The 23,217-nt window shown below is 46.1% G+C and carries 15 protein-coding genes; 4 read left to right on the plus strand and 11 right to left on the minus strand.

Annotation, left to right across the window (positions count from 1 at the left end; genetic code table 11):
* Positions 1–3 precede the first annotated feature (3 nt).
* The 6 genes from ACP7FG_RS06695 to ACP7FG_RS06720 are packed head-to-tail and all read right to left on the minus strand — an operon-like array spanning position 4 to position 6,912.
* Positions 4–1,722, minus strand: coding sequence for a BatD family protein (locus ACP7FG_RS06695; protein WP_439225907.1), 1,719 nt, complete (start codon positions 1,720–1,722; stop codon positions 4–6).
* Complete coding sequence (locus ACP7FG_RS06700) at positions 1,716–3,548, minus strand: VWA domain-containing protein (protein WP_439225908.1); 1,833 nt, start codon at positions 3,546–3,548, stop codon at positions 1,716–1,718. Before ACP7FG_RS06700 ends, ACP7FG_RS06695 begins: the two co-directional genes overlap by 7 nt.
* On the minus strand, positions 3,545–4,528 hold the full coding sequence (locus ACP7FG_RS06705) for a vWA domain-containing protein (protein ID WP_439225909.1): 984 nt from the start codon (positions 4,526–4,528) through the stop codon (positions 3,545–3,547). The genes ACP7FG_RS06700 and ACP7FG_RS06705 overlap by 4 nt, the downstream gene beginning before the upstream one ends.
* Complete coding sequence (locus ACP7FG_RS06710; RefSeq protein WP_439225910.1) at positions 4,521–4,997, minus strand: DUF4381 domain-containing protein; 477 nt, start codon at positions 4,995–4,997, stop codon at positions 4,521–4,523. The genes ACP7FG_RS06705 and ACP7FG_RS06710 overlap by 8 nt, the downstream gene beginning before the upstream one ends.
* Positions 4,997–5,956: a DUF58 domain-containing protein gene (locus tag ACP7FG_RS06715; RefSeq protein ID WP_439225911.1), complete on the minus strand. Its 960-nt coding sequence runs from the start codon at positions 5,954–5,956 to the stop codon at positions 4,997–4,999. Before ACP7FG_RS06715 ends, ACP7FG_RS06710 begins: the two co-directional genes overlap by 1 nt.
* Entirely contained in the window at positions 5,956–6,912 is a 957-nt protein-coding gene (locus ACP7FG_RS06720; protein ID WP_224798013.1) for an AAA family ATPase, read from the minus strand. Before ACP7FG_RS06720 ends, ACP7FG_RS06715 begins: the two co-directional genes overlap by 1 nt.
* A 211-nt stretch (positions 6,913–7,123) precedes the next feature.
* On the opposite strand from ACP7FG_RS06720, the gene fadI reads away from it, so the two are divergent.
* Positions 7,124–8,434 carry an acetyl-CoA C-acyltransferase FadI gene (gene fadI, locus ACP7FG_RS06725; protein ID WP_054487011.1) on the plus strand — a complete coding sequence of 437 codons (1,311 nt, stop codon included), beginning with the start codon at positions 7,124–7,126 and terminating at the stop codon, positions 8,432–8,434.
* Complete coding sequence (gene fadJ / locus ACP7FG_RS06730) at positions 8,434–10,560, plus strand: fatty acid oxidation complex subunit alpha FadJ (protein WP_439225912.1); 2,127 nt, start codon at positions 8,434–8,436, stop codon at positions 10,558–10,560. The genes fadI and fadJ overlap by 1 nt, the downstream gene beginning before the upstream one ends.
* 21 nt (positions 10,561–10,581) lie before the next feature.
* On the opposite strand, the gene ACP7FG_RS06735 is transcribed toward fadJ, so the two are convergent.
* The 5 genes from ACP7FG_RS06735 to nadK form a co-directional block, all read right to left on the minus strand.
* The gene (locus ACP7FG_RS06735; RefSeq protein WP_439225913.1) at positions 10,582–14,454 is read right to left on the minus strand and encodes an EAL domain-containing protein; all 3,873 of its coding nucleotides are present in this window, start codon (positions 14,452–14,454) and stop codon (positions 10,582–10,584) included.
* A gap of 105 nt (positions 14,455–14,559) precedes the next feature.
* The gene (locus ACP7FG_RS06740; RefSeq protein WP_439225914.1) at positions 14,560–17,268 is read right to left on the minus strand and encodes an insulinase family protein; all 2,709 of its coding nucleotides are present in this window, start codon (positions 17,266–17,268) and stop codon (positions 14,560–14,562) included.
* Between the two features lie 30 nt (positions 17,269–17,298).
* A complete protein-coding gene (locus ACP7FG_RS06745; RefSeq protein WP_439225915.1) occupies positions 17,299–17,649 on the minus strand; it encodes an outer membrane protein assembly factor BamE in 351 nt (116 codons plus the stop codon).
* Between the two features lie 86 nt (positions 17,650–17,735).
* A complete protein-coding gene (gene recN, locus ACP7FG_RS06750) occupies positions 17,736–19,400 on the minus strand; it encodes a DNA repair protein RecN (RefSeq protein WP_224798018.1) in 1,665 nt (554 codons plus the stop codon).
* 80 nt (positions 19,401–19,480) lie between these two features.
* Entirely contained in the window at positions 19,481–20,359 is an 879-nt protein-coding gene (gene nadK, locus ACP7FG_RS06755; protein WP_199494418.1) for an NAD(+) kinase, read from the minus strand.
* A gap of 142 nt (positions 20,360–20,501) precedes the next feature.
* Here nadK and grpE point away from each other — a divergent pair, with 142 nt between their 5' ends.
* Together grpE and dnaK are read left to right on the plus strand one after the other, a co-directional pair.
* Complete coding sequence (gene grpE, locus ACP7FG_RS06760) at positions 20,502–21,167, plus strand: nucleotide exchange factor GrpE (protein WP_199494419.1); 666 nt, start codon at positions 20,502–20,504, stop codon at positions 21,165–21,167.
* Between the two features lie 105 nt (positions 21,168–21,272).
* Entirely contained in the window at positions 21,273–23,201 is a 1,929-nt protein-coding gene (dnaK, locus tag ACP7FG_RS06765; protein ID WP_199494420.1) for a molecular chaperone DnaK, read from the plus strand.
* Positions 23,202–23,217 lie beyond the last annotated feature (16 nt).

Consider the following 23,217-nt stretch of genomic DNA (forward strand, 5'->3'; position numbering starts at 1 on the left):
GTATTATTTGCGTCCGTAAAGCTCCGGTAAGACATTATCTTCTGTCGTATCAGATAACCTCTCTAAAGAGGACTTAACGTCTTTATACAGCTTCTTGCCTTCCCGCCAGCTGCGGCTTCCTGGCTGATACAAACTCTTTTGGAGAGCAGCACAGGAGCTTTGTATTGAAAGGTACTGAGATAATTCCGTTAAACTATTAAAGGTTCGGTTAAAATACCGGTTTGCCCATTCAAGCAATGCAATTTGGGCTGCATGGGCATCGTTTTTACTGCAGGCCTGTTGAAAATCTCTCCATAGCTTATCTTTGTTGAGCTGGTGGGCCGTTTTAGACGTCTCTTCTACCGCATCTTCTGATAATGATTGGCGACGCATCAGCAGGAAAAGATTGGTAGCTAACGATGCCAATATAATAAGTCCTAAAAGGGCAACGAACCAACTTTGCTGCCACCAAACCAGGGCGACTGAAGGCTTCGCAGGTTCAACCGGTTTTTCTTCCGCACTTTGCTTTTGCGGCGCTGCTGCGCCACTGGGTTGATTTCCCTCAGGGATTGCTTGCATACCTTCAGCCATAGCGACTGAAAACTTCAGGTCGTCAGTTTCAGCCGAGGCTGCTAGCCCCGTTTTGGTATTGAACCATGGAACTTCAAGCGCCGGGATGCTCAGCGGACCCGGTTGATTCGGTACAATTGCGAAGCTGACGGTCTTTTGTGAAATAACAACACCGTTGCGCGTAAACTGGTCGGTTTCGTCGCCATCAGGGTACACTCTTACCGTATCTGGAAACTCAGGTTTTATTTCCGGCAGTTGCTCTGGCTTTACGCCAATGGCGGTTAACATGTATGAAATAGTCAGAGGTTCACCAACGGTGTAGGTTTCCTGCTCTGGTGAAACCGACTGAGAGATACTGACTAATTCACTCGGTAACCAATGCCCCTGCCAGTTAGCCGGAACAGGTTTGACGTTAACATCTATTGTTTCTGCTATTGTGCTAACGGGCTGAGTGTTGGAAAACGAAGAGAATATTGAGCGTTGTCCCTGGGTAAAGACTTCTCCATCAAAGCGTGCCCCAGTGATACTTAAGGGACCTGATTTGCTGGGCGTTATTTGATAAACCCGCTGATAAACCTTGTAGCGGCGGCCATTAACCATCTGTGTACTTTCTTCATCTCTGCCTATTTGCTGCACATCTGCATTTTCAGCTTCCGGAGGCACTAAGTTACCTTTGTTTAAGTCCGCAGCTAGAAACAGTCGGGCGACATAGGTAATAGGTTGTTGCAGATAAACGTGCTCGCTATCCACCTGAGCTTCTAAAAAAGCCGTTTCTTGTTCTGTTTCCTGACTGCTTCCGGCTTCCAGTACCTCTATGGTTATCGGCTGAGACGATACACCGCCAATGGTAATTTCCGGAATTTTGTATTCGCCCGCAGCTTGCGGAATTAATACGGTAGTAAACCGTGTTTGCTTGCTGAGTCTGCCGTTTATCATTGATGTTTGACGGCTTACAGAGGTTCTTCCGACGACAAAGTCTTTTAGTAACTTAGATGGGGAGAAGCTGTCATTTCCAACGTCACCGTCGACGGTGACTGTCAGTACAAACGACTGGTTAGCGGTGACGGGATTCCGGTCGACCGTTGCAGTGACTTCGGAAACATCGGCGCGAGCAAGCTGACTCACAAGCAATAGACTGATCAAGAAAAAAGTGTGTAGCCATACTCTTACCATTTTTTATCTTCTCCCTGCGGTTCTGAAGCTCTACGCTGACGACGACGCTGACTTTCCAACAGCATTTTGTTACGCAATAGAATACTCGGGTCATCCGGAACTCGGTTCATCCATTGCTCCAGCTGCTGTGCCTTTTCAGGATCAATTTCACCTTCTCTCACCTTTTCCTGAAGTTGTTCTGTGGACTCTTCATCATTTTCTGCCCCCTCATTTTCAGAGCTATCCTGTTGTTCTTTTTCTTCGGTCGGTTCTTCTTTTTGGTCTTTTTTCTGTTCAGGTTGGCCATCTTCCTGACCATCTTTACCAGGATCTGGCGGACCATCGTTATTATTGGATTCGTTGTTTTGCTGGTCTTGCTCGTTACCATTTTGTTCCGAGTCATTTTTCGACTCGTCGTCTTGAGAGTCGGACTTTTCTGATGATTCTCCCGAACCATCAGATGAATCAGAGTCTTGTTCTTTTAGCTGCTCGACGAGCTGCTTGTTTTCCACTGCCTCTGACCAGTCAGGTCTTTTCTCCAGAGCCTTTTCGTATGCTGCGATGGCCGCATCATATTGCTGTTGCTGAGCTAAAGCATTACCCAAGTTGTACTGGGCTTCGGGAGAAGAATGTTGAGCAAACACATCAGCAGCGGCCTCATAGTCACCATTGCGGTATAAGGCTGACCCTTGCCGTAAAGGATCTTTGCTTAGGTTGGCGGCTTGTTCATATTGCTCTTGTTGATAAAACCTTTGAGCACGTTGTTCTTGATTAAGGAAGTACTTCTCAAGGGTTGGCTCCTGCGCTGCATGAAGCTCAGGGCTAAAACTCACTAGTGGTAAAAGCATAGTGAGCATAATGGGGCTGAACAGACCGCTACGACGCCAGTTTAATAACATAATAGGAAGAATAAAGAACGCGACATAAGGCCCCATATCTCGCCATGCATCGCCTTGTTGCTGATCGTCGCTGTCTTTTCCTTCACGTGTAAGCGGAGGCTGATTGATCAGTTTCTCAATATCACGATTGTCAGCGGTAACTGACGAGAATGCACCACCAGTAATCGAGGCTAAATCCTCCAGTCGTGATGGATAAGTCTTAGCTATGATAACTTGATTATTCTCTTTTAAGAGTCTTCCGGAGCTGTCTCGTATTGCAGCGCCTTCTTCTGTGCCAACGGCCAATACTGAAACGCGGTGCTCTATTGAACGTAGGTAACTGCTTAACGGATTGAGATCACGGCTGGTGATACCGTCTGTCAGCCAATAAATATCGCCTTGTGGGTAACCGGCGTTTCTTAATAGCTCATCAGCCAACTGCAGTGCAAGCAAAGGCTCACTGCCTGCTGCCGGCATGATTTCCGGCGACAACGACGGAATCAAATTCATTAAATTCCGATTGTCGGCCGTAAGAGGACTGATGATAAAAGCATCATCGGCGTAAGCAATAAGTCCGGTATCTCCGTCAAGACCTGCTCGTACTAAGTCAATGGCTTTATACTTCATTCGGGTCAGGCGGTCAGGGGATATGTCATCGGCAAGTAGTGAAGGAGACATATCCATAATAACGACCTGGCCTGACTCAAGCTGATAGACTGGCTGTGGTAGCCTTTCCCAGGTTGGGCCAGAGAGTGCGAGTGTGGCTAAAATACCAATAATCAGAAACCGGTGAACCGGCCATAGCGATGGCTTCGCTCCAGACTTTACCAATACCTTTGATAAATGTCCGGGTAACCATTGATGCCAGCCAGCTTGATGTACCTGACTATAAATAAAGCGCCAATATAATAGCCCTACAGGGATTAATGCCAGTAACCACCAGGGGCGTAATAAATGAAACTCGCTCATGAACTTTTCCCCCAGGGGCGGTAATGCATCAAAGCAATGAGCATAAATAAAAGAAAGCTTGCACCCAATGGCCAATAAAAAAGGCTGACTCTGGGTCTAAGTTGTTGTGGGTCGCCAGCAATAGGCTCCAGTTGGTCAAGTCGTTTATAGATATCCTCAAGCTCGTCAGTGCTGCGGGCCCGGAAGTATTTACCACCGGTTTGCTTAGCAATACTTTGCATCAGCGGAACGTCCAGATCTCGGCTGGGATTGACCCGTCGTTGTCCGAAAAAGCTGTCCACTACCACCTCTTCTGCTCCAACGGCAATTGGATAAATCGTAACATCGTAAGCTTGAGCAAGTTCAAGCGCCTGCTCCGGAGTCAGGTTACCTGCCGTATTCTGACCATCCGTTAGTAAAACTAATACTCTATTTGACTCGTCGTCGTCCCGAAAACGCTTAACAGACAGAGCAATAGCGTCACCGATTGCTGTGCGCTCTCCGACTAAACCCAGTACAGATTCATTCAACATTTGCTTTACGGTATTACGGTCGTAAGTCATTGGAGTCTGTAAATAGGCTGTATCGGCAAAAAGAATCAAGCCTAGTCGGTCGCCTTCACGACGCGCAATAAAGTCACTGAGTACGTGCTTAACCATGGTTAAGCGGTCGACGGAACGTCCGTCAAGCTGCATATCGGCAATTTCCATACTGCCGGATAAATCGACAGCCAGCATTATTTCGCGGCCTTCTGCACGAACCGCGAGCGGTTCGCCTAACCATTGTGGTTTAGCAACAGCTGCTATTAGCATCAGCCAACATAAACTCATAAGGGAAAGCCATAACCAGCGTCTTCCAGAACCCGGGCTGCTTTCTGCAAGACCATAAGTGCTGGGGAGTCTTATGGCTGAACGGTTCTTACGAACAGGCGGTAACCACTTCCAAACAATAAAAGGGAAAGGTAATAAAAGAAACATCCATGGCCAGTCAAATTCAAACATCACTGACTCCCGGTTGTTTGCTTAAGTCTTTACTCAGCCAAAGGCGAGCAAGCTGGTAGTAATTTCGATTGAAATCATTGTCTTCAGTACCGTAAAAGTTTTTATCGGCTTGTTGAAGCAAAGGTTCAAAAGATGCCCTTTCATTATTGGATAAGGGCGCCAGTAGAAAAACGAGCCAAGTGCGGCTGTGTTTCGTGGCGACAAGTTCGCGAGGATAATACGCCAGTGCCGCTCGTTTAAGCAGCACCGTTATTTGTTCGATATTTGCATCTTTTTGCTGTAATAACTGTTTCATTGCTGCTTTACGTACTTTGGACTTTTTCCAGCGGCGAAACAGAACGGTCGCTAGCACCAACACACCTGCCAGTAGGGTTGCTACTACAGCGATAGTTAGCCAGGAAGGGGGCCACCAGCCAGCCTGACCTGGTTCAATGATGTCATTAAGCTGCTCTAAAGACGGTTGCTGCATCAGGTCACCTCCGTCCATTGTTGCTCTAGTGGCAGGGCACTTGATATTGAGGTTAATGACAGTTTGCGCTTACGGAAGGCTTCCTGAATATTTTGCCAGCGCTTGAGTGCTGCCTGGTGATAAGTTGCTCTTTGCTGGGTGTTAGCCAGGTTCACATTAATTTGCTGCTGGCCATCTGTGATAGCCAATGGATGAGATGAATAACCTTCAGGTAACTCATGCTCCATGGGGTCATAAACTGAAAAACAGCGAACCGAATTGTGTTGAGAGAGAACGCGTAAGCCATCCAGAAAGTTTTCGCTGGCACCATAAAAGTCGCTAATGACATAAATGGTACTGCCGGGCTTAACTAACTGTCGTAAACGCTTTAAATTTTCTTCAAGCGCATTAGGTTTCTGTTTCTCTTTGTTTTTCCAACGTGTAAAGCTGTCGCCGTGAACTTCAAGCAGTGCATGACATAAGCGTAAAACGCCTTTTTGGCGGGCAACGGGCTTGAGCTCCTGATGCAACCAGCCATTACCCACTAAGCCGCCAATGCGGTCGCCTTTATGCTGGGCCTGCCAGGCAAGAGCGGCAGCCAGGTGACAAGCTTGCACTGATTTAAAAATAAACTGACTACCGAAAAATTGAGTCAAAGGTAGGTCGACCCAAATAAATACAGGGCGCTCTTTCTCTTCCCGGTAAAGCTTAGTGTGTGCTTTACCGGTTCGGGCGGTAACCCGCCAGTCAATAGAGCGGATGTCATCACCGGGCTGGTAATGCCGTACTTCATCAAACTCCATACCTCTGCCGCGACTTTTACTGAGCAGTGGCCCAGTCTGGCTTGAGCGCGGAAGGCTTTTATGATGACGGGCGAACGCATTTATTTTACTGCGATAATACAGCAGCTCATGAATGCCGGGGCTGATTCCGTCACAATGCAATTGTTTTAGCCATTGTTCTACTTCGGCTTTTAACATTATGGTGCCGGTACAAGTTTTAAAATCGTGTCCAGAACCTGATCGTGCGACACACCGTCCGCTTCAGCTTGATAGCTTAGAATGATTCGGTGGCGCAAGGCGTTATGAAAAACGCTAATAACATCGTCAGGCGTTACGAAGTCGCGACCATCGAGCCAGGCTTTGGCTCTGGCACAACGCTCAAGAGCAATGGTGGCACGAGGGCTGGCACCATAGCCTATCCATTGAGCCAGGTTTTGGTCGTATCGCTGCGGCTGTCGTGTTGCAATAATAAGCTGGACCAGATAGTTCTCGACGGCCTCATCTAAATACAGTTGCAAAACTTCCTGGCGTGCATTGAATAAGTCTTGTTGAGTTAAAGGCACTGGCTTGTCGACATCTCCGGATAACGCTTCCCCGCGAGTTAACCTCAGTATTTGTTGTTCTGTTTCAGCATCGGGATAGTCCAGTTTTAAATGCAGCAAAAATCTGTCCAGTTGTGCTTCTGGAAGAGGGTATGTGCCTTCTTGCTCCAACGGGTTTTGCGTGGCTAAAACCATGAAGAGGTCAGACAGTGGATAACTGCGCTGGCCGACAGTAATCTGCCGTTCAGCCATCGCCTCTAATAAAGCCGATTGAACTTTGGCGGGGGCGCGGTTAATTTCATCAGCCAGAATCAGGTTATGGAACAAAGGGCCTTGTTGGAACTCAAACTGCCCAGTTTCGGGACGAAAGATATCGGTGCCGGTTAAGTCAGCCGGTAATAGGTCAGGGGTGAACTGTACACGGTGAAAGTCGCCCTCTATGCCTTTTGCCAAAGCCTGAACCGCTCTTGTTTTGGCAAGGCCGGGTGGCCCTTCAACCAGTAAGTGGCCGTCGGCCAGAACGGCAATTAACAGATTTTGAGTAAAATCTGGCTGTCCAAGAACTTGTCGGTTGAGATAGTTTTGTAGCTGTTGAAACGCTGTCGCGGTCATGTTTACTCCAGGCTGTCGTTATCGGCGAAAACTGACTATGCTGTCAGTACCGCATAGCAATGACAGTAACAATGCTGCCTTTGTTCCGAATTTTCAATCTATACAGCATACTTTACCGAAAACGGTGGTTTTAATCTGCTCTATTACGGGCTAGAATTTGTAACATAATTTGTGGTCAGACCAGTATTGGTTTACGAAGTGAGGAATTATTATGACAGCAGCGCAACGCTTGCTAACCGTTAATGGTGAACGAATTGCCTTTGTAGCAGGCTTAAGAACGCCATTTGCTAAGCAGGCAACAGATTTTCATGGGGTTCCGGCCGTCGATCTTGGAAAGATGGTGGTTCAGGAACTTGTCAATAAAACCGGCATTGAAGCTGAATGGGTTGAGCAACTGGTATTTGGACAAGTGGTCCAGATGCCTGAAGCTCCTAACATTGCGCGTGAAATTGTGCTCGGTACAAGTTTACCGGTGAAGACAGACGCTTATAGTATCTCCCGAGCTTGCGCTACGAGTTTTCAATCTGCGGTAAATATTGCTGAAGCAATGGTCGTTGGACATATCCGTGGTGGTATAGCTGGTGGTGCGGACTCGTCGTCTGTATTACCTATTGGCGTGAGCAAACGTCTGGCCAGAGCTTTGGTTGATTTGAACAAAGCGAAAACTCTGGGGCAGCGGTTGTCTATCCTGAAGCGTCTGGGCTTTAAAGATTTGTTACCCGTACCACCTGCTATTGCTGAATACAGTACCGGCCTTAGTATGGGGGATACTGCGGAGCAAATGGCAAAAACGCATAATATTAGCCGCGCAGACCAAGATGAGCTAACGGTAAGGTCTCACCAAAAAGCTCATGCTGCCTGGGAGGCTGGCTGGTTAAGTGACGAAGTGATGACTGCTTACCCTGAGCCTTATAAAAAGCATTTAAGTCGCGATAATAATATTCGTGGCGAAAGTCAGGTCGATAAACTGGCTAAATTGAAACCGGTGTTTGATCGCAAGCATGGGTCAGTAACTGCCGCAAACAGCACACCTTTAACGGATGGTGCTTCAGCAGTCCTGATGATGACTGAAAGCCGGGCTAAAGAGCTTGGTTTACCAGTGTTGGGCTATTTACGCAGCTACGCTTTTGCCGCTTTGCAGGTTGAAGAAGATATGCTGATGGGACCGTCCTATTCAACACCGGTTGCGCTTGACCGTGCAGGCATGACGCTTAACGACTTGGATCTTATCGATATGCATGAAGCGTTCGCAGCGCAAACCTTGGCGAACATGAAAATGTTTGCGAGCGACAAGTTTGCGAAAGATAAGCTGGGTCGTGATAAAGCCATTGGTGAAATCGATATGGATAAATTTAACGTGCTGGGCGGCTCCATTGCTTATGGTCATCCATTTGCCGCCACCGGTACCAGAATGATCACGCAAACTTTGAATGAATTGCGCCGTCGCGGTGGAGGTGTTGGTTTAACGACAGCATGTGCCGCTGGTGGTTTAGGTGCAGCAATGATTGTGGAGACAGAATAATGAGTCAGGATAAAGCATTCACTATGGAAGTGAGGGACGACGGAGTTGCAGTAGTTACAATAGACGTCCCTGGTGAGTCAATGAATACCTTAAAAGACTCATTTGCAGAAGAAGTTGGTAGTTTGATGAATCGCTTAGAGAGCGATGATTCAGTGAAAGGCGTTGTGTTTATTAGTGGCAAGCCCGGCTCTTTTATTGCTGGCGCTGATATTAACATGATAGATGGCTGCGAAAATGCGGTAGATGCAGAGAGTCTGGCAAGAAAAGGGCAGGCTATGTTCGATCGTATTGAGCAGTTGAATGTACCTGTGGTTGCAGCAATCAACGGAGCTTGCTTAGGCGGCGGGCTCGAGTTAGCCATGGCATGTCATGTGCGAATTTGTACTGATAACAGCAAAACGGCGTTAGGTCTGCCTGAAGTCAAATTAGGCTTGCTGCCGGGCAGCGGTGGTACCCAGCGACTACCGGAATTGGTTGGTGTTCAGCAAGGACTGACCATGATACTGACTGGTAAGGAGCTGCGTGCTAAGCAGGCTAAAAAAGCTGGTCTGGTGGCGGAAGTTGTCCCACAAAGTATTCTTTTAGATGTGGCCGTAGAGCACGCGCTGAAGCGCAAGCCTAAGTCGACGAAGCCGCCGCTTAAAGGCATGAGTAAGGTATTAGAGGCCACTCGGTTTGGTCGTGACATTATCTTTAAAAAGGCTGGTGAGCAAGCTCAGAAGAAAGCTCACGGCAACTACCCGGCAATTGATAAGATCATTCAGACAGTTCGCGAAGGTGTTGAGCGCGGTCGTGAAGCCGGTTTAGACAAGGAAGCCCGTAGCTTTGGTGAGTTGGCAATGACACCGGAGTCTTATCAACTGCGTCAGATTTTCTTTGCTACAACAGAAATGAAGAAGGAAACCGGCGCAGACGGCGTTGAGCCTGATTCGGTAAAACGAGTTGGTGTCTTAGGCGGTGGTTTAATGGGTGGAGGTATTGCTTATGTCACCGCGGCTAAAGCGGGTATTCCGGCGCGCATAAAAGACATTAGCGAAGACGGAATTAGCAACGCTTTACACTACAGCTATGAGCGCCTGAATAAGAAGGTTAAGCGCCGTCATATGCGCCGTGCAGAGCTTGAAAAGACTATGTTGATGTTGAGTGGCTCAATAGACTATAGCGGGTTTGAGCGCACCGATGTGGTTATTGAAGCGGTTTTTGAAGATCTTAACCTGAAGCAAAAGATGGTTGCTGACGTGGAAGAGCACGCCGCTGAGTCGACTATTTTTGCAACCAATACCAGCTCGCTGCCTATTACCCAAATAGCCGCTACGGCGAAGCGCCCAGAGCAGGTAATTGGTCTTCACTATTTTTCTCCGGTGGATAAAATGCCATTGGCAGAAATCATTACGCACTCAGGTACATCGGATAAAACCATTGCCACCACAGTATCCTTGGCTAAAAAGCAGGGGAAAACACCTATTGTGGTAAAAGACGGTGCCGGGTTCTACGTTAACCGTATTCTGGCGCCATACATGAACGAAGCGGCGCGCCTGCTGTTAGCTGGCGAACCTATTGAGCACCTGGATAAAACCCTGGTGAAATTTGGTTTTCCGGTAGGCCCTATCACTTTACTTGATGAAGTGGGTATCGACGTTGCGGCAAAAGTGGCGCCAGTTTTGGTGAAAGAACTGGGCGATCGCTTTGAAGCCCCTGATGCTTTTGACAAGCTGATTGATGACGACCGTAAGGGCAAGAAGAATCAAAAAGGCTTTTATCAATACGGTAAGGGAGTGAAAGGCAAACCGGTGGATACGTCAGTTTATTCTTTGTTAGATATCGACCCTAAACAAAGTAAGTCAACTGATGAAATTATTGATATTTGCTTGCTACCGATGCTGAATGAGGCGGCTTACTGCCTGCAGGAAGAGATCATCCGCAGTCCGCGTGACGGTGACATTGGTGCAATTTTTGGCATCGGGTTCCCACCTTTCCTGGGCGGTCCTTTCCGTTATATGGACAGTCAGGGTCTTGAAACAATAGTGAACAAGCTGGAGAAGCTAGCCTCGGAAAGAGGTGAGCGATACACCCCGGCACCTTTACTTAAACAGATGGTAGAGAACGGCTGGAATTTTTATCAGTAACGGATAGAACCAAGCTGAGAATTATACCTGAGCAGCAATGTTGTTGTGCTGCTCAATAAATTCAATTAATGCGTCAGCCGGCATAGGCTTCGCATAATAAAAGCCTTGAATGTATTCGCATTTGAGGCTTTTTAATGTCTGCAACTGAGCTTTTGTTTCAACCCCTTCTGCAACCACTTTTAACCCCAGGTTATGTGCCATAGCGATGATAGAAGCAACCATATTACGGTCTTTGTCGTTAATAGTAATGTCATCGACAAAGGCCTTGTCCACCTTAAGGCTGTTCATTGGGAAACGCTTTAGGTAAGACAGCGACGAATAACCTGTTCCGAAGTCATCCAGTGCCAGTTTGACGCCCATATCGGATAAGTTCTCCATCATCGTAATTGCGCGTTCAGGGTCACTCATTACCATGCCTTCCGTGACTTCGAATTCAACATGACGAGGGTGTAAGTCTTCTTCTCGCAAAATTTGCTCAATTTGAAGCGCCAGACTGGACTGCATGAACTGACGAGCTGACAAATTGATTGCAATACTTTTTGGTGAGCCCGGGTAAGTCATGAACTTTTTCATATCACGGCAGGACTGACGTAAAACATCCTCGCCCAAAGGAATTATAAGCCCGGTTTCCTCAGCTAACGGAATAAACTCCGCTGGGTTAATCATAGAGCCGTCACTACTTTCAATGCGGGCCAGGGCCTCAAGGCCGGCAATGTGACCGGAACTGATTTCAATTTTAGGTTGGTAATACACTCGAATATTATTGGCTTTTAATGCCGCTCTCAGTTCGTTCTCCAGCTTAAGTCGTTTAACCGCATTTTCGTTCATTGACTGACTAAAGAACTGATAGCAGTTTCCGCCACGCTGCTTGGCGTGGTACATGGCCATATCGGCTTTCTGTAAAAGCTCCTGTGACGTCTGCCCGTCGTGGGGGTAAAGAACAATACCAATTGAACTGCCTATGACAATTTCCTGGCCCTGAATTAAATAGGGCTCTGCTACCTTAAGATTTATTTGATTACCCAAGTCGCCAATTAGATTAATATCGATACTGTCTTCAATGAGGAGACCAAATTCATCACCGCCTAAACGATAAAGCGTGTCCTGTCTGCGACCAATATCCATTAATCGTTCAGCAACCTGACATAAAAGCTCATCACCTATTTCATGGCCTAAAGAGTCGTTAATCTTTTTGAAATCATCCAGATCAAAGAGTAACAAGGTATGAGAGACTTTTTTCCGAACCAGGTTAGAGTGGCTGACCTGAAAATAGGAGCGGTTCGGTAAACCGGTCAAAGTGTCTGTATTAGAAAGACGACGCAGTTCATTTTCAGTATGTCGTCTTTCAGAAATATCAGAGAAACTGGCAACAATCAGAGATACTTCACCGTTATCATCGCGAACGGCGTCCAGAGTAAGCTCCATTAGGAACTCTCCACCATTCGCTTTCAAGTCGGTAATTTCACCACGCCAGGTTCCATCTTTTATTACGGCACGCTTTATTTGATTCACAAAACTTTCAGGGTAGCAGGGTAGAGTTAATACTTGCCCCAAGACTTGCTCACGCTGAAAGCCACTAATACGCTCGAACGCGTTATTGACCTCGCGCTTACGGAAGAAGCGGTCAAAAATACAAATGCCGTCAGAAATATTGGTAATTGATGAAGCCAGCATATTAATGCGCTCTTCGGAGCTAACCAGGTTGCTTATATCGCTTAAGGTGCCATACATAACTTTATTTTGACCGTCGCTCTGCAATTGTCCCCGGTCCATTACCCAAAGCCAGCTTCCCTGATTATCGAGTCGGTAGGTGCATTCGAATATCTCTGATTTTCCTTGTAGGTGATCATCAAGACTACTTTGTAAGCGTTGTATGTCTTCAGAGTGAATATTTGATTTACCGCCGGAAAAGCCAATTCGCTTGCCATCAATGGGGAATGCAGGGCAACTTTGCCAAATGTTCTGGCGAACGAGCTCACCAGAATTTAAATTCCACTCCCAGCATTGATAGTTGCTGGACTGTAGTCCCTGTGCTTGCCTTTTGTATTGAGTAAGCGTTTGTTCTAATACCAACTGGCGTTGGCGACGGACTAACCAATAAATGACTAAGCCCATCAGAATGGCCGTTATATAAGCTCCCCAGGCAATAGGACTCTGCCAAAGCGGAGTCATTACGTTGAGTTGTTTAAAAGCGGAAGGAGACCAGTTGCTTCCGTCATAAGACGTCTGCACTTCAAACCTATGGCTGCCCGAGGGAAGAGACGAAAGCTGTACAAAATCCTGACCTTGTTCGAGATACTGCCACGCAGTTTCGTCGCTGTTTAATTTGTACCGATAAGAAAGATACTCATTTGCTCTGGAAAATGGCAGGCTGAACTTATTTAAGTAGCTATTTTCATTTACTTTTTTGACATCAATATGTATCGGGTGTGGGAAAAGTGGACGACTTTCTAGAATAAGTTGTTTACCCGAAACCTGGCCAAATTCATTTATCTCTATTGCTTCTGTTTGCGTATGCAGCCACAGTGACTTGCCAAAATGAGTTAATCTGGCCGGTTGAGAAGACAGCTTAGCAACATTAAGTTGCCCCCAATTTTTCTCCAGGATGTCATATCGGTAAACCGCTTTAGTTTCAGTGGTCAGAACATACAAGTAGTTCGCAAAAAGCTCTATCTCTGCGACTTGAACGCTTGCGTTTGGGTAATGATGGAGTTCAGAAATTTCTTTCTCCCGTGTGTCATAAAACAATACACCTAAATTAGTCGCCAGCCACCAGTTACCATTCTTGTCTTCGGTTGACGCCGTAACCTGCTGCATCAGTTTAGGTGAACCAATGTTCTCAGTTGTCGCTGTATGTCGGGAGGTATGTGCTAACACAGAAGGAGCAAAGGGACTTTCTATTTGAAAAAGTCCTGAATGTCTGGATATAGAAAAAATGTCTCCCCGTGCAATTTGGGTGGTCTTTGTGGTGGGAATATCATGCAACTTAGTGAGCTTCTCATTAGACAGTTTGTAAAGACCCTGCTTTGAGCTGAACAATATCCCATCACTGGCTGATAAACGCATACTAATGATATCGCTTAACTCACTGAGATAATTTGGGATTGGCTCTAAACGAAAATCGTCATTCAATATGACCAGACCAACGTTGGTTACCAACCAGAGTTGCTGCTGATAGCGCAACGCAGAGTATAGCTCGTTTCCGGGAATTTGTTCCGTTATAGGATTTTGCTTATTGAGGGAAAAGACTTCTCTGGAGAAGCCATCCCAAACGAATACACCGTCTTCTTCAGTACTTAACCAATACCAATGCTTGCCGGAATAGATGTAGTTAACCTGCTCAATGGGCTCAGCGTTATAAGTTAAGTTGAGCTGTTCAAACTTATTAGCCTGCGCATTATAGCGGTAAATAAACCGTTCGGTTGCAACGAGTAAACGACCATTTTTATCTTCTGATATCGAACTGATATCTGACTGAGTCGCTGATTTATACCCGGGGAGTTTAAATACCTCTGGTGTAAAGGACTCTAATGACAGTCGAGCCAGTCCTTTCTCTGAGTTCAGCCAAAGAGACTCTGATTTATCAAAGAAAAGCTGTTTTATGCTAACCGATAGTACATTCGTTGTTGATTCATTGCTTGTTGAGTAATTATAAAATTGAGTGCCGTCAAAGCGGCTTAGACCTTCTTCAGTTGCAATCCATAAAAAACCATTGGGGCCTTCAGCACTATCATAGATATGATTATCAGGTAAGCCGTCTGAAAAAGACCATTGTTTAACGGTAAGATCGTCAGGGATTTCTTGTGCAGAAACATTAGGGCTATAGCTTTGTAATAACAAAAAGCATAGCAAAAACGCAGAGCGTAATGTTCTGATAGAAAAAGTAAAGATCACGAGAAACCTAATGAGTGGCTACTTAAGTAGCTCTTTATTGTTAATATATCGTTAAGATAACGAGAGAGCAACTTACTGTCAAAGGCTATTCTACTCGCTCTAAGCTTAGGTTTGAAGTCTCAGTAGTTGCGTTTTGTCACTTAGACGTTCTTTTATTCTCTCGAGCCACTCGACTAACTGACAGTGCTCCAAGGCTGATAATAACTCCTGTTGACGGTTAAACTCAGTATCTGCAAGTTGAATTGCCCCCCAGAGTCTTTGGCTGCGCACGCGTAAATTTCGATCGATAGTTCGTATTTGTTGTCTCAGTACTGATTTTGCGTGATGCCATTCTTTTAACGTTAAATTATGAAGGACTTCCAGCTGTTGAGCGATAACCTCTTGCATTGCCTGGTAAATTTCATCGGCACTGTATTCGTGTGACTGTAAGAAAAAGAGAATACCGGGCAACCGTTGTACCGGGAAATACTGACTGCCTGCAACATAACCAAGTTGACGCTCTGTTCTTAGTTCCTGGAATACAGGTTGGTGAATCAGTTGCTGTAAAAGCATGAAACTGATTTGTTCCATTGATGTGTCATCTCTCCCCTGGTAGTAAAGAAGCAGGGCAGTATCTGAGTGCTCAGAAGGGACTAAGAGTTGCTGCGAAACAAAGTCCCGTATTCGCTTTATGGGAGCCCGCTTAATCGAAGCACTTCTCGAACTAGGTAAATTAGACTTAATAAGCTGCCCAAGCTGTAAAGCGTTCTCTCTCTTCCAGTCGCCGTGTGCAAACGCGGTAACATGAACAGGGGAGAATAACTTAGCGATTTCTACCGTAAATTGACGAAAAGAGAGCGGCTCTAGCTCACAGGCTAAATCGCGCAGCCTGAACAAACCGAATTGCAGTTGCTGGTTGAGCTCAGCAAAGAGTTTATTCAAAGGTTGGTTCTGATGGGCGGAGTGCCAGTTACTTAAAAGGCTCTGCTTAAGATCGTGCCATCTGCGCCTTGCAAAACGCGTTTTTAAAGCGCGCTCAATAAGGTGCTGCATCAAAGGAATTTGCCCTGCCGACAAGCCCGTTGTATGAATGGTAATGCCGCTTTGGGTTGGGTATATATTAAAATGTAACCCGGCGACTTCTGCATCGTAAAGGTCATCATTTAAGGCGTCTATCATTAACTCGGACCATAAGCGGGCAATGGCAAAGTTAAAGGCCGAGTTGGTGACGGCCGGTAATTTTAATGAAAGATAAATATGCCCTTTAGGAACTCTGAAGTCACGATCCTGTAAGTGCCATAACTGGAGTTGAGGGCTATCTTCAATCAAGTTTGGCAGGGAACCACCGGCTTCCAGCTCTAATGGAGCAAATCGCGAGTTAAGGAAACGGTTAGGTTTGGGTAATCCGCAGCAAAAGTTTTCGGGCGTTGATGAAAACAGCTGGTGCTGAAGCTGACTAATTGCTTCTATGGCGTACTCTGTATTATAAATAGGTGCGACCCGATCAGTCTCAACATCAGGAGCAACTAAGGTAATACGGGCATTTTGTGCCGTCATTTCTTGCAATAACCGCTTTGCGTAGACGTGATTCAATCCGTCCATACGGTAATCACCGTAGAGCGCATCTTCCTGTTTATAATGAAAAGCGTTAACGGAGAGCTGATTAGCCAATTCGCCAACCGGAGTGGGCTCCTGATAAAGAAAGCTCATTTCCGTTGTTATACGGCGCTCTTCATAGCGCCAGTCAATAACACCTTCCGTTTCTATTTTTCGAATGTACGCAAAAATCCATTGCACTATATTACTGGCATTACGGCGGCCAGAGCTTGTCAGCTGTAAGTTAATATTAAAATCTTTAAAGTTGCTGCCGCTGATTCCGCCACCAGCAGACAGAGAGTTAACCCAGCCTTTTGAACGTAACGCATTAAACAGGCTTCCAGGACCTTCGTAACCCAATAAGTGAGCGATAAAACTGGTGGTCTTATGAGGGTAATCTTCGTCAATACTGGGTAAAGGCAAGGTCAGAATAAGCCGGTAGGCTACCTTGATAGGCTTTACTTTAATCCATACACCTTTCTGCTCATTAAGATAAAGAGGAGCTGTAATTAGCTCTTTGGGGCCGCTTTCCTGCTTAATATCAGAAAAGTATTGTTGCGCTAGCCGAGTTAGCTCATCAAGCGACTGCGGTCCGGCAATGACCAGACGCATTCTTTGAGCAACATAATGTTCGTTAAAAAAGGCTTTCAGTTTACTTTTTAAACTGCCGTGCTTGTCATTTTTGAGTGTATTCAGGTTACCTACGGAAAACTGGCTAAACGGATGTTCAGGGTTAGCCGTAACTTTATGAACCTGATAAAGACGACGGAGCTCATCATTTTGCTTTAAACGGAATTCAGACTCAATTGACTGAATTTCTTTATCTATCCAGTTATCGGACAGTAACGGCTCTTTCAACATTGAGGCAAAAAACTCTAACGAACGTGATAAGGCGTTAGCATTGCAATCAAAATGAAAGTTAGAAAACTCAGTACCTGTCCAGGCGTTGTGCTGCCCACCATGCAAGTTGAGAAAGTGGCCAAAAGCAGAGGGCTCAGGGAAGGCTCGGCTGCCTAAAAATAGCATGTGTTCCAGAAAGTGGGCTAACCCTTGAGTATGGTCTGGATCATCGAAGTGACCGGCGTTGACGGCGACAGAAGCCGCAGCTTTGGGGCTATCAGGACAATGAACCAACAACACCTTAAGTTGGTTGGACAGTGTCAGGTGTTGATAGTCTCGTTTGTCTCCAGAACTGCGGACAACACGGACGACCTCATCAGTGAGTGAAGAGTTCGCCATAATTCTCCCTGATATGAATTTTAAATCGAGTTATTGATCCAGTGGCTGCTCAAAGTTTTCTGGTTTATCAAAATCACCTTTAAAATCCTGCAGCTGCTTGTTGTTAAAGGTTAATACCAATTCTTTGCGGAAATCTTTGCCAGAATTTGGATCCATATTGTAGAGATATACCCAACGGTCAGAATCAAAACTGTTCTCAGCAACTGGGTTTCCTAATACGAAAATAACTTGTTCTTCGGTCATTCCTACGCGTAATTTATCGACATCTTCTTGCTCCAGATAATTTCCCTGGGGAATATCAATACGATATACCATTTTATCGAGCAACGAACAGCCACTTAAGCCAATAATGGCAACCAGCAAAACTACAAATCTTGACATGAAATACCTATTAAAATTAATCATAATTGATTGTATTGGCGTTGATGATAAACAATGACTTCATCGAACGCCAGCATAGAACGAATTTAACTGGCGAGTAACTCTTTAGCATTCGCTTTTGCCATGTCAGTCACTTTGTCGCCACCGAGTAGCCGTGCCAATTCAATAACTCGCTGCTCATTTGATAATGCTGTAACCGCCGTCTCTGTCTCCGCACCATCTGTTGTCTTACTCACCTGTAGCTGGTGGTGAGCTTTTGCAGCAACCTGAGGTAAATGAGTGACACAAATAACTTGTGACGTTTTCCCCAGCTTTTGAAGCATAGAGCCGACGATAGCTGCTGTAGGCCCACTGACACCAACATCAACTTCATCAAACATCATGGTGGGTACCGTTTTCTGAGTCGCCGTCATGACCTGTATGGCAAGGCTTATTCTTGAAAGTTCACCGCCAGAGGCGACTTTATTCAACGACTGTATTGGTTGCCCGGGGTTCGTTGTTACGAGAAAGTCGACCTGATCTGTACCTAAGCGAGTCGCCCGTGCGCTGGCATCATGCTCTACCTGAATGACGAAACGCCCGTGCGGCATATTAAGTTCATGCATAGACTGGCTGATTTTCTGGCTCAATTCTTTTGCCGCCTGTTCGCGACTATTGGACAGCTTCTGCGCGCTATCCCGATAGGTTTTACGGGCTTGCTGTCTTTCCTCATCAAGTTGCTCTGCGTGCTCGCCGGCTTGCTCCAGACTATTTAATTCAGAGATAAGCTTTTTGTGCTGCTGACTTAACTCTGCACCAGGTATTTGATGTTTTTTAGCAAGGTTAATAGCGGTACTTAAACGTTCTTCAACTATTTGGAGTTCGCCGGGGTCTAGCTCCAGGTCATCCTGATATTGCCTTAATTCCAGAGCCGCTTCTTCAATATGTACTTTGGCTTGTTGCAGTAACTGATTAATGGGGGTGAGTGCAGTGTCCATTTCTGCAGCTTCCTCAAGCCTTTGGCTTGCTGACTGAACCAAGCCGGCTGCATTATTATGTTCGCCTTCATAAAGTGCGTTTAAAGCAAATACGCCCGCCTCAAGCAAAACTTTACTGTTGCTCAAACGCTTGTGTTTTTGATCCAGTTCCTCAAACTCACCATCAGTCAGGGCAAACTCATTTAATTCATTGACTTGATACTCAAGAAGCTGACGCTGAGCCTCCAGTTCTTCTTTTTGTTGTTGATAATGTTGATACTGTTTTTCGACAGAAGCCCAATTTCGATAATCTTCCTGGACTTTATCCAGCAAATGCTGATGACGAGCATAACTGTCCAACAGACTTAACTGGTGATCTTCTTTTAGTAACAGCTGGTGTTCGTGCTGCCCGTGGATGTTAACCAACAAGGGAGCCAGAGATTTTTGCTGACTTAAAGGAACTGGGGTTCCGTTTATCCAGGCCTTAGAGCGGCCATCGCGCTGAATAACCCGGCGTAATACGCAGTCTTCATCGGTATCAAATTCGTTGCTTATTAACCATTGGTATGCGGGACTGTCGGCTGCAAGTGTAAAAACGGCAGAGATTTCCGCTTTCTCTTGCCCCGGGCGGACCCAGTTTGCATCGGCTCTACTGCCCAGACATAGGCTTAGCGCATCTAAAGCTATTGATTTACCGGCACCCGTTTCGCCGGTGATGGCAGTCATGCCGTTATGAAATTCAATGTCTAAAGACTTAACGACGGCAAAGTTGCGAACAGTTAATTGCGATAACATAGCCTTCGCTCCAATACTGTTGATATGTACAGGTTATACAGTATTTATACAGTAGTCTTTGTAAAATGCAAGTTTGCGAATTAAAAAAGCCGGCTACCCCAGCCCAGTTTGTTACGCAATACGTGGTAATAATTGTGGTCTATCGGATGAATCATTCTTAATGTTTTAGCGTATTTCTTAATAATGACATCATCACCGGGATGCACCGTCATTCGGGCGTGACCATCGCAACTGATCTGAAGTAAGTCGTTATCATAAGCGGCTTTAAGACGGACTTCACTGTTGCCGTCAACAACGATAGGGCGACTACTTAAGGTGTGCGGGAACATTGGTACCAGCGTCATGGCGTCAAGGCCGGGGTGTAAAATTGGGCCACCACCAGAGAGTGAATAAGCGGTGGAGCCTGTTGGTGTTGCGCAGATTAATCCATCTGAGCGTTGGCTGAAGACAAAGTGATCATCGACATAAAGTTCGAACTCAATCATATGAGCGACTTTGTCTGAGTGCAGGACTATTTCATTAATTGCACGGCCGGTGCCTGATGATTCTCCGTTACTAATGACTTCCGCTGAGAGCAGAAAGCGTTCTTCAACGTGGTAGTCCCCGTTTAAAACGGCAAGTAGGGGAGTCATAACTTCATCTGGATCCAGATCGGTTAGAAAACCTAAATTTCCCCGGTTAACACCGATGACACCAACGTTGTGTTCGCACAAGGCTCTGGCAGCCCCCAGCATATTGCCGTCACCGCCAACGACAATGGCAATTTCCGCCCATTCCCCTAAGTCCTGAAGACTGAGTGTTTCAACTTGCTCTGGTAAGGTCAGCTGCTCGGCTGTGCGGGTCTCCAGGCACAGACTGAATCCGCGATGGATCAAAGCGGTGGTAATTGTTTCTAAGGTTAACTGGGTACCACGATCATTGGCTTTTCCAAGCAGTCCAATTTTTTTAAAAGCACTCATTCATAGGATCCTTATGCGGTCGTGTGGTTACGCTACGATGAGCAAGAAAATTTATCAAGTGAGAGAAATCCCCTTGAAAGAAAAAAACTTGCCCCCATTAACTTGGCAACCTCAATTTAAAACTGGTTAAAGAGAGTCACTTATGACCGACAAAAACGATTCTAAACAAAAAGCTGAAGCGGCTAACGAACCGACAGTAGAGCAGCAGAAAGCTGAGCAGGAAGCCGCGCAAGCGGCGGAAGATGCGTTGCAGCAGGATGTAACTGCTGATGAGGCTGAAACAGCAGGTCAGTCGTCTGAGCAAACCGATCGCATTGCTGAGCTAGAGCTTGCGCTGAGTAAAGCTGAAGCAAAAGTGAATGATCAGCGTGACTCGGTGCTTCGCACACAGGCTGAAATGGAAAATGTTCGTCGCCGAGCTAGTCAGGATGTTGAAAAGGCACATAAGTTCGCGCTGGAAAAGTTCGCTAACGAGATACTGACTTCGGTAGATAACTTAGAGCGAGCTTTACAGCTGGCTGATAAAGAAGACGAAGCGAACAAAAATTTTGTGGAAGGTATAGAGCTGACCTACAAAAGCTTAACTTCAACGCTTGAAAAATTCGGCGTTAAAGCCATAGGCGAAGAAGGCGAAGCCTTTAATCCCGATCAGCATCAGGCTATGTCGATGCAGGAGTCGGACGACCACCCGAACAACACTATTATGGCAGTTATGCAAAAAGGCTACGAGCTGAATGGACGCTTGTTGCGCCCAGCGATGGTGATGGTTGCGCGTAACTCGAGCTCTGGTGTCGACACTAAAGCGTAACAAAATTGAAAATTATCCCCTTGTTGGGTATTGAAATTCAGACATGGGCACCCCAGATAAAGGGTATCGAAACAAATTACATGAATTAGAAGTTGGAGACGAATCATGGGTAAAACGATTGGTATTGATTTAGGTACAACAAACTCTTGTGTTGCTGTACTGGATGGTGGCAAAGCTCGCGTAATTGAAAACGGCGAAGGCGACCGTACAACCCCGTCAGTAGTTGCATTTACTGACGATGGCGAAATTTTGGTAGGTTCACCGGCGAAACGTCAGGCAGTAACCAACCCAAATAAAACCTTGTTTGCGATTAAGCGCTTAATAGGACGTCGCTTTCAAGACGAAGAAGTACAACGCGACATCGGTATCATGCCTTACAAAATTGTTAAGGCAGACAATGGCGATGCATGGGTAGAGATTGATGGTGATAAGAAAGCACCACCACAGATTTCTGCTGAAGTTTTGAAGAAAATGAAGAAAACCGCCGAAGAGTTTTTGGGTGAGTCGGTAACTGATGCTGTTATTACCGTACCGGCATACTTTAACGATGCTCAGCGCCAGGCAACCAAAGACGCGGGTAAAATTGCAGGTCTTAACGTCAAACGTATTATTAACGAGCCAACAGCTGCTGCATTGGCGTACGGTATGGACAAGAAGTCCGGCGACAATGTGATTGCTGTGTATGACTTAGGTGGTGGTACGTTCGATATCTCAATCATCGAAATTGATGAAGTTGAAGGCGAGCACACTTTTGAAGTACTGGCGACCAACGGTGATACGCACTTAGGTGGTGAGGACTTCGATAACCGTTTGATTAACTACTTAGTTGAGCAGTTCGAAAAAGACCAGGGCATTGACCTGCGTAAAGATCCGCTGGCTATGCAGCGCTTAAAAGAAGCGGCAGAGAAAGCGAAGATTGAACTGTCATCTGCGCAGCAGACTGAAGTTAACCTGCCTTACATTACGGCAGACAACACCGGTCCTAAGCACATGGCTATTAAAGTGACTCGTGCGAAACTGGAATCACTGGTTGAAGACTTAATTAAGAAGTCGCTTGAGCCACTGAAACAAGCATTAGCTGATGCTGACCTGTCTGTTAGCGATATCCAGGATATCATCATGGTCGGTGGTCAGACTCGTATGCCGAAAGTACAGGCTGCAGTAACGGACTTCTTTGGTAAAGAGCCACGCCGCGACGTGAACCCTGATGAAGCGGTTGCCGTTGGTGCTGCGGTTCAGGCGGGTGTTCTACAGGGCGACGTTAAAGACGTGCTGCTGTTAGACGTATGCCCTCTGTCGCTGGGTATTGAAACCATGGGCGGCGTAATGACGAAACTGATTGAGAAAAACACCACGATTCCAACCAAAGAATCGCAAACCTTCTCAACGGCTGAAGACAATCAATCTGCAGTAACCATCCATGTTATACAGGGTGAACGTAAACGCGCAGGGGATAACAAATCTCTGGGTCAGTTTAACCTGGAAGGCATTCGTGCAGCGGCTCGCGGTGTGCCACAAATTGAAGTCACTTTTGACATTGATGCGGACGGTATTCTGCACGTATCAGCCAAAGATAAAGACACAGGTAAAGAGCAGAAGATTACGATCAAAGCATCTTCTGGTCTGGATGAGTCTGAAGTCGATAAAATGGTTAAAGATGCCGAGGCTCACGCTGAGGAAGATAAGAAATTTGAAGAAATGGTTCAGGCACGTAACCAAGCCGATGGTTTGGTTCACGCAACCCGTAACCAGCTGAAAGAAGTTGGCGATGCCTTGTCTCAGGAAGACAAAGATGCGATTGAGAAAGCTTGTGAAGAACTTGAGCAAGCGTCTAAAGATGGTGATAAAGAAGCCATTGATGCAAAATCTCAAGCGCTGATGGAAGCGTCGCAGAAGCTGATGGAAGCGGCTCAACAGCAGCAAGCTCAGCAAGGAGCTGAAAGTGCGGCTGGCGGCGAACAGCAGTCGTCCAAAGCTGATGACGATGTCGTTGATGCTGAATTTGAAGAAGTTAAAGACGACGATAAGAAGTAAGCATTAAGGCAACTTC

Origin of the sequence: Idiomarina sp. ST10R2A5 (genome assembly GCF_051842325.1) — a bacterium.
GTDB classification, from domain to species: domain Bacteria; phylum Pseudomonadota; class Gammaproteobacteria; order Enterobacterales; family Alteromonadaceae; genus Idiomarina; species Idiomarina abyssalis.